We start from the raw sequence: 11,686 nt of genomic DNA, 5'->3' as shown, positions 1-11,686 counted from the left end.
CCGGGCGGATTCCCGACCGGATCGGGCCGGCGTTTCCGAGCGGGTTGATTGATTGTCCGTTCTGGTGAAGGGAATTGAGATGACACACGTCGATACGGTGCGCGGCGCCGCCGGCACCGACACGCTTGGCCGCGTGCTCATGCACGAGCACGTCTTCATCCTTACCTCCGACATCAACTACAACTTTCCGGAGATCTCGGGCTGGGAGGAGGACAAGCGCGTCGACGAGGCGGTCGAGCGGCTCGCCTCGTTGCGCGACGCCGGAATCGGCACGATCGTCGACCTCACCGTGCTCAACATGGGCCGCTTCATACCGCGCCTGCAGAAGATCAACGAAAAGGTCGACATCAACATCATCGCCGCGACCGGGCTCTACACGTTCGACGCGCTTCCGACGTTTCTCTCCGCGGTCGGCCCCGGTACCCGGCTGGGTGGGGAGGAGCCGATGATCGAGATGTTCGTCAAGGACATCGTCGGCGGAATCGCGGACACCGGCGTGAAGGCGGCCATCCTGAAGTGCTGCACCGACCAGCCAGGGATCACCCCGGGTGTCGAGCGGGTGCTGCGTGCCGTGGCCGCGGCCCACCGGGAGACCGGTGTGCCGATCTCCACGCACACCGACAGCCATACCCGTCGCGGTCTCGACCAGCAGGATTTCTTCGAGCGGGAAGGAGTGGATCTCTCGCGCGTGGTGATCGGTCACTCGGGCGACACGACGGACCTCGACTACCTCACCGAGATCATCCGCCGTGGCTCCTACCTCGGTATGGACCGGTTCGGGATGGACCTCCTGCTGCCGTTCGAGGACCGGGTGCAGGTCGTCGCGACGCTCTGCGAGCGCGGATTCGCCGACCGGATGGTGCTCTCCCACGACGCCAGCTGCTACATGGACTGGAGCCCTGCCGAGCGGGTGCCGGACGCCCTGCGGATGCCGAACTGGCACTACAACCACATCAGCAAGGACGTCATCCCGGCGCTCAAGGCGCGTGGGGTCACCGATGAGCAGCTCGACGAGATGTTGATCAACAACCCGCGCCGCATCTTCGAGGCGCCGCGCGAAAGCTACTGACCGCCACGACCCGAGGAGCCCATTCACCACATCCGCCGGTCGGCCCGCGCCCCGGCTGTGGACGGTCCGATCCGCAGCGTGCAGATGTCATTGCGCGGCACCCGCGTGAATGGGCTCCTCCACACTTGACGGCGGTTGCCGCCGGTCACGGGGGCTCGAATTCGCCCACTCCATTCGAGATATCGAACAGGTGTCGAGGTCTCGACGTGATCCCTTGACATCGTCCCGCAGGTAAAGGATATTCGAGTAGGCCCTGCACCGTGGGAGCCGGCGAGTCGAGTTCGGCGCCAATGCTTCGTGCGTGTCGTGGGCCGACGCTGCTCGAGGAGGAGCAATTATGGCGAATGTCCACGTTCTGCCGATCTGATCGGTGAATCGGTCGGACTCGACCGCGGGAAATCATGATCCATCTTCGGATACGCACATGAACGCGGGTGTGCTCTGAAAGAGCTTTGCCGTACGTGTTCATTCGGGCCGCCCGAATTCGGCCGGCATCGAATGGCGCAGATCGTTGGTTCATCCTTCAATGGCGATGGGAGAAACCGTGGCTCAGGCGGGCCGGAATCGGGCTGTGGGTGGTCCGGCAGCGGCAAGGCGGCGGCGTGGCGTTCTGGGTGTCGTCCTGATCGCGGTTGTCGCCATGCTGCTCGCCGCGTGCGGCGGGGGCACGCGCTCGCAGAGCGGCAATGACGTCGGCGAGCCGCAGTTCGCCACCGGCGATATCGACCGGAACGCCACCCTGCGCTGGACGCAGCAGACCACACCGACGTCCTTCGACCCGATGACGAGCCAGTCCGAGCTCGACATGGCCTGGCTGGTTCCCGTCTACGACCGGCTCACGATGGTCGACGAGTCGGGTGCACCGGAGCCGATGCTCGCCACGTCGTGGGAACTGGCGCCGGACGGGTCTGCGCTGATCATGAAGCTGCGCGCGGGGATCACCTTCTCTGACGGCAACCCCGTCGACGCCGAGGCCGTCAAGGCCAACCTCGACCGCTACATGACCAACGAGCGCTCGCGCCTGAAGAACGACATCCTCATGATCGCGAGCGTCGACGTGGTCGACCCGGCGACGGTGAAGATCAACCTGAAGGGACCGGGCGGCGCACTGCCGAACGTGCTGGCCTCGCGCGTCGGCATGATGGTCTCGCCTGCGGCGTTCGACAACCCCGACCTCGACCAGAAGCCCGTGGGGGCAGGCGCCATGGTGCTGAGCTCGTCGCGGCCCGACACGCAGTACACCTACACCCGTCGCGACGACTACTGGGACGACGACGCCTACCGAGTCAAGACCCTCGACGTCGTCGTCAACAACGGCTCGGGCGTGGTGAACCTCCTGCGGACGAACGAGCTGGACCTCGGCGGTCTGCTCGGCCCGCCCGCGAAGGAGGCCGAAGCCGCCGGGATCAAGCTGTTCCGCAGCGACGCCATCTCCGGCGCCCGAATCCTGCTCAACCCCGCTCGCAGTGAGCTGGGCTCCAAGGAGGTACGGCAGGCGTTCAGTCTCGCGATCGACCGCGACGCCTTGTCCGAGGTGGCGTTCAACGGCGACTGCCGCAAGACCGTCCAGCCGTTCCCGGAGGGCCACTTCGCCCACTCGGCCACGGTCGACGCCGAGCGCGAGGACTGGGGCTGGACCCGCAACGTCGCCAAGGCGAAGGAGCTGCTCGCCCAGGCCGGCCTGCCCAACGGATTCGACATGGACATGCTCGTGCCGGCAACGCCGTCGAACGAGACGCGGGCCTCGCTGTACCAGCAGAACCTGGCCGAGGTCGGTATCCGGGTCAACCTGCGGGTCGTCGACGTGGTGCAGGCGAGGATCATGTTCGGCCAGGGCGAGGGCGACTCGTACGCCGGTGACGGTGGCTCCTACACCGATCCGTCGATCTTCACGGCGCAGCACTACCTGAAGGACGGCGCGCAGAACCCGGGGGATCTCACCGACCCGCTGCTCACCGACCTGGTGACCAAGGCTGCCGAGCCCATCGACGTCACCGAGCGGTCAGCGCTGTACGACAAGGTCTTCGCCCGCGCCTTCGAGCTGGGTCCGGTGCACGTCTACGTCTGCAACCACACCCTCCCGAGCGGCTACCTGGACGACGTGGTCGGGCTGGGTGAGTTCACCGGTGCGGCCGGCAACGACGGCCTTCGCAGCGCGGCCAAGGTCAAGACGTCATGACCGGTCTCATCGCCCGGCGCGTGGCAAGCATCATCCCGGTGATGCTGATCGTCAGCTTCCTGACGTTCTCGCTGACCTACCTCGTGCCCGGCGACGCCGCGTCCGTCGCCGCGGGTGAGAGCGCGACGCCGGAGCAGATCGAGCTCGTCCGTCAGCAACTCGGACTGGACCGCCCGTTCTTCGTCCAGTACGCGAGCTGGCTCGTGCAGGTGGTACAGGGTGATCTCGGCACCTCGCTGCTCAGCAGCAGGCCGGTACTCGCCTCGCTGACCGACGCGCTGCCGGTGACGCTCTCGCTCACGGTCCTCGCGCTGCTGCTCGCCGTCGTCGCCGGTCTGACGCTGGGCATCATCGCCGGGCTGCGTCCGGGCACCGCCGTCGATCGCCTCTCCACAGCCGTGGCCACGCTCGGCATCTCGATGCCGAGCTTCTGGCTCGGCCTGATCCTGGTCAGCGTGTTCGCGGTGCAGCTCGGGCTGGCACCGGTGGCGGGCTACGTCCCGATCGCCGAGGGCGGCATCGTCGGCTGGTTCCAGCACCTGCTGCTGCCCGCCGTCGCGCTCGGCACGGTGACGGCAGCCGAGGTGACGCGCCAGACCCGCGCCGGCGTCGTCGACGTCAGCGAGCAGGACTACATCCGCACCGCCGTGGCCAAGGGGTTGCCCCGGCACCTGGTGGTCGTCAAGCACACGTTGAAGAACGCGGCGATCCCGGTGGTGACGGTGCTCGGGCTGCAGGCCTCGGCCCTGATCGGCGGGGCGATCGTCATCGAGCGGATCTTCGCGATCCCCGGCCTCGGCACGCTCGCGATCGACTCGGTGATCAACCAGGACTTCCCGGTGGTCCAGGGCTTCGTCCTGATGATCACCCTCTTCGTGCTGCTGGTCAGCTTCCTCGTCGACACCTCGTACCTGTACTTCAACCCGAAGGTGAGGCAGTCGTGACCATTCCCGACGTCACCTCACGGGCGGCGGTGACCGTGCAGCCCCCGGCCGTGCGTTCGCCGATGCGGGTGTTCGGCAGGCGGCTGCTGCGGAGCAAGGTCAACCTGGCGTGCCTGGCGTTCGTGCTGCTCATCGTGGTCTGCGCGATCCTCGCGCCGGTGCTGGCTCCGTACGACCCCAACCTGCAACACCTCTCCAGCCGCTACCTGCCGCCGCTGCGCAGCACCCAGTTCATCCTGGGCACGGACGATCTCGGTCGCGACGTGCTCAGCCGCGCCCTCTATGCCAGCCGCGTGTCGGTCACCGCGCCCCTGATCTCTGTTGGCGTCGCGCTGGCCGCAGGCGTCTCGTTCGGGCTGGTCGCCGGATTCGCGGGCGGCCGGGTCGACTGGCTGCTCAGCCGGCTCGCCGACGCGTTCAACTCGATCCCGGCGCTCGTGCTCGCCCTCGCGGTGATCGCCGTGCTCGGGCCGGGCCTGGTCAACGCGATGCTGGCCATCGGCCTCGCGTCGGCGCCGCGGCTGTTCCGCGTGGTGCGCGGGGCGAGCCTCGCGGTGCGGGAGGAGACCTACATCGAGGCGAGCATCGTCGTCGGCTGTTCGAGGCTGCGCACCGTGCTCGTGCACGTCCTGCCGAACGTCCGCTCGCCCCTGCTCGTCCAGACCAGCCTGTTGATGTCGTTGTCGCTGCTCGCCGAGGCTGCGCTGAGCTTTCTCGGGCTCGGCATCCAGCCGCCGGCACCGAGCTGGGGAGCGATGTTGCGCACGGCGTTCGAGCAGCAGTTCCTCGGCCCGTGGCTGGTCGTCGTGCCCGGCTTGCTGATCATGCTCATGGTCCTGTCGTTCAACCTTCTCGGCGACGGCATCCGGGATGCCATCGGCCGTGAGCGGAGGTCGTGATGAACGCAGGCACGAGCCGCGAGCCGCTGCTCGAGATCCGCGATCTGACGATCGAGTTCGACTCCGACGACGGCTGGATGCGGGTCGTCGACGGTGTCCGGCTCGACGTCGCTGAAGGCGGCGCCCGGGCGTTGGTCGGGGAGTCGGGCTCGGGGAAGACCGTGACCGCGCTCGCCGTCATGGGACTGCTCCCGAAGCGGCACAGCCGGATCCCCGGCGGCCGGATCCGCCTGCAGGGGCGCGACCTGCTCGGCCAGACCGAGCGGCAGATGCGCGGGGTTCGCGGAACCGAGATCGCGATGATCTTCCAGGAGCCCATGACCAGCCTCAACCCGGCCTACACGGTCGGTGAGCAGATCGCCGAGACCGTCCGTGTGCACACCGGAGCCTCCCGGCGGGAGGCCTGGGCACGCACGGTGGAGTCGCTCGACCTCGTCGGGATCCCTGCCGCGAGGCGTCGCGCGGCGGAGTATCCGCACACGTTCAGCGGCGGGATGCGCCAGCGGGTGATGATCGCGATGGCGATCTCGTGCCGCCCGAAACTCCTGATCGCGGACGAGCCGACGACCGCCCTCGACGTCACGGTCCAGGCGGCGATCCTGCAGCTGTTGCGGGAGCTGCGCGAGAGCACGTCGATGGCGGTCCTGCTTGTCACCCACGACCTGGGCGTCGTCGCGGACTTCTGCGACGAGGTGACGGTCATGTACGCGGGTCAGCCGGTGGAGGAGGCCGGCACCGTCGAGCTCTTCGCCGACCCGCGCCACCCCTACACGTCCGGGCTCCTGCGGGCGATGCCGCAGGCGGCTCACGCCGGGCTCGACCTCAGCTCGATCCCCGGCGTGGTGCCGCGCCCCGACCAGATGCCGGCCGGCTGCCGCTTCCACCCTCGCTGCAGCCACGCCAGGAACGACCTCTGCGACACGGAGGAGCCCGACCTCGCCCTCCTCGACGGCACCCGCGCGAGCCGCTGCCTGCGGATCCAGCGCGGCGAGATCGACCGGCTGCCACGCATCGTCGACGACCGCATCGCGGCCGCCGGTGCCGGACTGGACGGGGGAGCGGCATGAGACGGGCGACGACGGCACCGGTCGATGCCACCGCGGCGACCGTGGACGAGGCGCCGCTGGTGGAGGTCCAGGATCTGCACAAGACCTTCCGGCGCGGCGCAGGCTTCCTGCGCCGGGGCGGCACCGCCGTGCGCGCCGTCGACGGAGTGGGCTTCTCCATCCGCGAGGGCGAGACGCTGGGCATCGTCGGCGAGTCGGGGTCAGGCAAGTCGACCACCGGCAGGCTGCTGCTCCGGCTGCTCGAACCCGACTCCGGACGCGTGCGGTTCGCCGGGCAGGACGTGCTGTCGGTGTCGCGAAGCGAGTTCCGACGGCGGCGCCGGGACATGCAGATGATCTTCCAGGACCCGTACGCGTCGCTGGATCCGACGAAGACCATCGGAGCCTCGGTCGGCGAGCCGCTGAAGATCTTCGAGAACCTCTCGCGCGCCGAACGTGACGACCGGGTGCGCGAGATGCTCGGCCGCGTCGGACTGCGGCCGGACTACCTCACGCGCTACCCGGCCGAGATGTCCGGCGGGCAGCGCCAGCGCGTCGCCATCGCGCGGGCGCTCTCGATCAACCCCAGGCTCGTGGTGGCGGACGAGGCGGTCTCCGCGCTGGACGTCTCCACACAGTCCGACGTGCTGAACCTGATGCGCCACCTGCAGCGCGACCTTCGCCTCACCTACCTGTTCATCTCGCACAACCTGAGCGTCGTGCGGCACATGAGCGACCGCATCGCGGTGATGTACCTCGGCCGGATCGTGGAGATCGGCCCGGCCGAACAGGTCTACCTCGAGCCGCTCCATCCCTACACGCGCGCGCTGCTCTCCGCGATCCCGGTGCCCGACCCGCTCGCACAGCGTTCGCGATCCAAGATCGTGCTCACCGGCGACGTTCCCGATCCGGCACACCCACCCGCCGGCTGCAACTTCGTGTCGCGGTGCCCTGTGGCGATGTCGATGTGCCACGAGGTGGATCCCGAACTCCGGCCGATGCGGGAATCGAGTGCTGTCGCCTGTCATCTGCATACCGGGAACAGCAGGTGACCTGCCCGGTTTCCTCGCGAATATCGAATAGGACGTGCATGACTTCTCAGGTGAATCACTGGATCGCCGGAACGGAGACCGGCGGCTCCGCCGCGCGCAGCTCCCCGGTGTACGACCCGGCCACGGGAATCGTCTCGGCGCAGGTCGTTCTCGGTTCGGCGAGCGACGTCGACGAGGCCGTTCGCGCAGCGCGAGAGGCGTTTCCGGCCTGGCGCGACGCGTCGCTCGCCCGTCGGCAGACCGTGCTCTTCGCATTCCGGGAACTGCTCAACCAGCGCAGGTCCGAGCTGGCCGGGATCATCACGGCCGAGCACGGCAAGATACTGGACGACGCGCTCGGCGAGGTCGCTCGCGGGCAGGAGGTCGTCGAGTTCGCCTGTGGCCTCCCGCATCTGCTGAAGGGCGGGTACAGCGAGAACGCCTCCACCCGGGTCGACGTCCACTCGGTGCGTCAACCGCTCGGTGTGGTGGCCGTCATCTCGCCGTTCAACTTTCCGGCGATGGTCCCGATGTGGTTCTTCCCGATCGCCATCGCATGCGGGAACACGGTGGTGATCAAGCCGTCGGAGAAAGACCCGTCGGCGGCGGTGTGGCTCGCTCGGCTGTGGGCCGAGGCGGGCTTGCCGCCGGGGGTGTTCAACGTCGTCCACGGCGACAAGGAAGCCGTCGACCGGCTGCTCGAACATCCCGACGTCCGGGGGGTGTCGTTCGTCGGGTCGACGCCCATCGCGCGCCACGTCTACGAGACGGCCACGCGGCACGGCAAGCGCGTGCAGGCCCTGGGCGGAGCGAAGAACCACATGGTGGTCCTTCCCGACGCCGACCTCGACCTCGCCGCCGACGCCGCCGTCAACGCGGGCTTCGGCTCGGCGGGGGAGCGCTGCATGGCGGTCTCCGCGGTGGTGGCCGTCGAGCCCGTGGCCGACGAGCTCATCCGCAAGATCGTCGAGCGGATGGCCCGCATCCGCACCGGCGACGGGCGGCGCTCCTGCGACATGGGCCCGCTCGTCACGGCCGCGCACCGTGATCGGGTCGCCTCCTACCTCGACGCGGGTGTGACCGAGGGCGCCACCCTCGTCGTCGACGGCCGCAAGGTCGAGCCCGACGGCGCACCGGACGGTTTCTGGCTCGGCCCCACGCTGTTCGACGACGTGAGCCCGACGATGAGCATCTACACCGACGAGATCTTCGGCCCGGTCCTCTCGGTGCTGCGCGCCGACTCGTTCGACAATGCGATGACGCTGGTCAACAGCAATCCCTACGGCAACGGCGCCGCGATCTTCACCAACGACGGCGGTGCGGCGCGGCGCTTCGAGGCCGAGGTCGAGGCGGGGATGGTCGGCATCAACGTGCCGATTCCCGTGCCGATGGCGTATTACTCCTTCGGCGGCTGGAAGGCGAGCCTTTTCGGCGACACCCATGCCTACGGCGCCGAGGGCGTCCATTTCTTCACCCGCGGCAAAGTCGTGACGACGCGCTGGGTCGATCCCAGCCACGGCGGCCTGAGCCTCGGCTTTCCCCGGAGCGATTGAGCGGAACCACTGAGTGCTGGAGGCGCAATGGAACTAGTGGACGACAAGGCCCTCGCCGAGTTCCGCGAGGAGGCTCGAACGTGGATCGCGGAGAATGCGCCCACCGAGCCACGCCCGAGCGACGACATCGAGGCCCGTCATTTCGACTGTGCCTGGCAGGCCCGCCAGTACGAGGGCGGCTGGGCAGGCGTCGCGTGGCCCGAGGAATACGGAGGCCGCGGGCTCTCGCCGCTGCAGCAGATGATCTGGTACGAGGAGATGGTGCGGGCGGGCGCGCCCAGCACGGGCAGTTTCACCGTGGCGCTCGGCCATGCCGGCCCGACGATCATCGCCCGCGGCACCCCCGAGCAGCAGGCCGAGTACCTGCCGAAGATCCTCAAGGGCGAGACCCCGTGGTGCCAGGGCTTCTCCGAACCCGGCTCGGGCTCCGACCTCGCCTCGCTGCGCACCCGCGGTGTGATCGACGGGGACGAGCTGGTGGTCAACGGCTCGAAGATCTGGACGAGCTTCGCCCACCAGGCCGACTACCAGGAGCTGCTCGTCCGCACCGATCCCGACGCCCCGAAGCACAAGGGCATCTCGTGGGTGATCCTGCCGATGGACACCCCCGGCCTCACGGTGCGGCGGATCAGGACGATCGACGGCAACGCCCACTTCTGTGAATGCTTCTACGACGACGTGCGCGTGCCGCTCGCGAACGTCGTCGGTGAGCTGAACGACGGCTGGCGCGTCGCGATGTCGACGCTGTCGTTCGAGCGGGGCATGGGCTATCTCGCCTCGCGCCTCACCGTGATCAACGAGGTCGACCGGCTCGTCGACGAGGCCCGCGGCCGCGGCCTGCTCCAGGACGCGCGGATCGCCGAGCAGCTCGCGTTCGTGCGGGCCGAGGCCACCGCCGTGCACGCGCTCGGCTACGACGGCGTCACCGGCACATCCCGCCCGGAGCTGGTGGCCACGGTCAACCAGGTCTTCAACGGAGAGCTCGGAAAGCGGATCGACCGGCTGGCCACCGACATCCTCGGAACCGACGGGCTCGAACGCGGTGGGTGGACCACCGGTTACCTCTCGTCCTTCCCAGCAACCATCGCCGGGGGCACGAAGGACATCCAGAAGAACATCCTCGGCGAACGAGTCCTGGGGCTGCCGCGATGATCGACCTCTCCCTCTCTCCCATCCAGTCCGACCTGGTCACTTCCGTGCGGGACGCCGCAGCCAAGGAGTTCCCGCTCACCGAGGGCGTGAACGCGGCCGTCAGCGGGCCTGCCCCGTTCGACGCAGCGCGCTGGAGCCGGATCGCCGAGCTCGGCTGGTTCTCCGTGGGCGTCACCGAGGACGGCGGCGGCATCGGTCTCGGCAGCCCCGAGGAACTGCTCGTCATGACGGAGCTGGGGCGCGCGGCAGTGGGCGGCCCGGTGGTTGGCACCGCGCTCGCCGCCCGGCTCGCCGCCGCCGCGAACCAGGTGGAGCTCGCCGGTGCACTGATGGCGGGCGAGCGCAAGGCCGGGCTGATCTCGGGCGCCTTCGCCGTGGATGCCGAGGACGGGGATCTGGCCGTGCGCATCACCGCCGAGGGCGCGGAGATCGTGGAGCTCTCGGGCGCCACCGCGGTCGAGTCGAACGATCCGCTGGCCACCGTCGTCCGGCCGGCGCGGACCCGCACGGTGGTGCAGGTGTCCGATCCGCTGGCCCTCTCCCGGCTGCGGCTGCTCGTCGGTGGATACCTGGTCGGACTGGCCGAGGCGGCCACCGACATGGCCGTCGGGTACGCGAAGACGCGGGAGCAGTTCGGCAAGGCGATCGGGACGTTCCAGGCCGTCAAGCACCGCTGCTCCGAGATGGTCATCAGGGCCTACCCCGCGCGGATCCAGCTCTCGGTCGGTGCCGTCCTGCTCGACAGCGAGATCAGCGGGAACGGCCGGCTCGAGATCGCCTCAGGGCACCTGCTCGCGCTCGACGCCGCACGCCGCAACGTCGAGGACAACATCCAGAACCACGGCGGTATCGGCTTCACCGCCGAGCACCCCGCGGGCGTGCTCGTCAAGCGGGTCATGGTCTACCGCCACCTCGGTGGCGACCCCGACGAGCTCGTGCGCGAGGTGCTGTCCGCCCCCAAGGCCGACGTCGCCTGACCCGAGCCCCACTCAGCGTAGAGAGGAACCCCCCATGACGGATCGCACCGTTCTGGTCACCGGCGCCGGGCGCGGCGCCGGTCACGGCATCGCGTTGGCGCTGGCCAACGACGGCGGCACTGTCGTCGTCTGCGACCTCGACCCCGAGACCTCCGACAAGGCAGCCGAGCTGGTTCGCGCCCGCGGCGCCAAGTCGATCTCGATCGCCTGCGACGTCTCCGACGAGTCGCAGGTCGCGGCGATGTTCGCGCGCATCGGCGAGGAGGTCGGGCCGCTCGACGTGCTGGTGAACACCGTGGCGTGGATCGACCCGCCAGGCCCGATCGCGGAGCTCCCGACGGACCGCTGGCACAAGGCGATCCGCACCAACCTCGACAGCGTCATGTACTGCACCCGCGCCGCGCTCGCGATGATGATCCCGCGCACGAAGGGCGTCATCGTCAACATCTCCTCGCTCAACGGCACCCGGGGCTTCCCGGACCGTCCGAGCTATGGCGCGACGAAGGCCGCGGTCATCAACTTCACCCAGACCACCGCCATGGAGAACCGGCAGTACGGGATCCGGGCCAACGTCCTCGTGCCCGGCGGAATCGAGGGCGAGCGCGTCCGGCTCCTCCGCGAGATGGCGGCGCAGCGCGCCAGGGAACACGGGGACACGCCGCCGCCGCGGATCTACCCCGACCCGCCGATGGAGATGCTCGACCCGGAGTGGATCGGCCGCTACGTCTCGTTCCTCATCTCCGAGGACGGCCGCCACATCAACGGCCAGGCGCTTGTGATCGGCGAGGCGCCGCGCTCGCCACTGCAGGCGATGTTCCCGGACATCTGACCGGACA

10 protein-coding genes are annotated in these 11,686 nt (G+C 69.0%); all 10 read left to right on the top strand.

Annotation, left to right across the window (positions count from 1 at the left end):
• The first annotated feature begins 79 nt into the window (after positions 1 to 79).
• Positions 80 to 1,069 (top strand): phosphotriesterase family protein, encoded by a 990-nt coding sequence (locus ACQPZQ_RS29400; RefSeq protein WP_433286058.1) that lies wholly within the window; start codon positions 80 to 82, stop codon positions 1,067 to 1,069.
• Positions 1,070 to 1,640: 571 nt separating this feature from the next.
• Entirely contained in the window at positions 1,641 to 3,248 is a 1,608-nt protein-coding gene (locus ACQPZQ_RS29395; RefSeq protein ID WP_433286056.1) for an ABC transporter substrate-binding protein, read from the top strand.
• Complete coding sequence (locus ACQPZQ_RS29390; protein WP_433286055.1) at positions 3,245 to 4,192, top strand: ABC transporter permease; 948 nt, start codon at positions 3,245 to 3,247, stop codon at positions 4,190 to 4,192. Before ACQPZQ_RS29395 ends, ACQPZQ_RS29390 begins: the two co-directional genes overlap by 4 nt.
• On the top strand, positions 4,189 to 5,091 hold the full coding sequence (locus ACQPZQ_RS29385) for an ABC transporter permease (protein ID WP_433286053.1): 903 nt from the start codon (positions 4,189 to 4,191) through the stop codon (positions 5,089 to 5,091). The genes ACQPZQ_RS29390 and ACQPZQ_RS29385 overlap by 4 nt, the downstream gene beginning before the upstream one ends.
• Entirely contained in the window at positions 5,091 to 6,158 is a 1,068-nt protein-coding gene (locus ACQPZQ_RS29380; protein ID WP_433286051.1) for an ABC transporter ATP-binding protein, read from the top strand. Before ACQPZQ_RS29385 ends, ACQPZQ_RS29380 begins: the two co-directional genes overlap by 1 nt.
• Entirely contained in the window at positions 6,155 to 7,189 is a 1,035-nt protein-coding gene (locus ACQPZQ_RS29375) for an ABC transporter ATP-binding protein (protein WP_433286049.1), read from the top strand. The genes ACQPZQ_RS29380 and ACQPZQ_RS29375 overlap by 4 nt, the downstream gene beginning before the upstream one ends.
• A gap of 38 nt (positions 7,190 to 7,227) precedes the next feature.
• Entirely contained in the window at positions 7,228 to 8,721 is a 1,494-nt protein-coding gene (locus ACQPZQ_RS29370; RefSeq protein ID WP_433299410.1) for a CoA-acylating methylmalonate-semialdehyde dehydrogenase, read from the top strand.
• A 27-nt stretch (positions 8,722 to 8,748) separates the two neighbouring features.
• Positions 8,749 to 9,873, top strand: coding sequence for an acyl-CoA dehydrogenase family protein (locus ACQPZQ_RS29365; protein WP_433286047.1), 1,125 nt, complete (start codon positions 8,749 to 8,751; stop codon positions 9,871 to 9,873).
• Positions 9,870 to 10,850: an acyl-CoA dehydrogenase family protein gene (locus ACQPZQ_RS29360; protein WP_433286045.1), complete on the top strand. Its 981-nt coding sequence runs from the start codon at positions 9,870 to 9,872 to the stop codon at positions 10,848 to 10,850. Before ACQPZQ_RS29365 ends, ACQPZQ_RS29360 begins: the two co-directional genes overlap by 4 nt.
• 34 nt (positions 10,851 to 10,884) lie before the next feature.
• Positions 10,885 to 11,679 (top strand): SDR family NAD(P)-dependent oxidoreductase, encoded by a 795-nt coding sequence (locus ACQPZQ_RS29355; RefSeq protein ID WP_433286043.1) that lies wholly within the window; start codon positions 10,885 to 10,887, stop codon positions 11,677 to 11,679.
• Positions 11,680 to 11,686 lie beyond the last annotated feature (7 nt).

This window comes from Pseudonocardia sp. CA-142604, assembly GCF_050948475.1.
GTDB lineage: Bacteria > Actinomycetota > Actinomycetes > Mycobacteriales > Pseudonocardiaceae > Pseudonocardia > Pseudonocardia alaniniphila.
The sequence above is the reverse complement of the archived record's forward strand: the minus strand, read 5'-3'. Positions and strand labels throughout refer to the sequence as shown.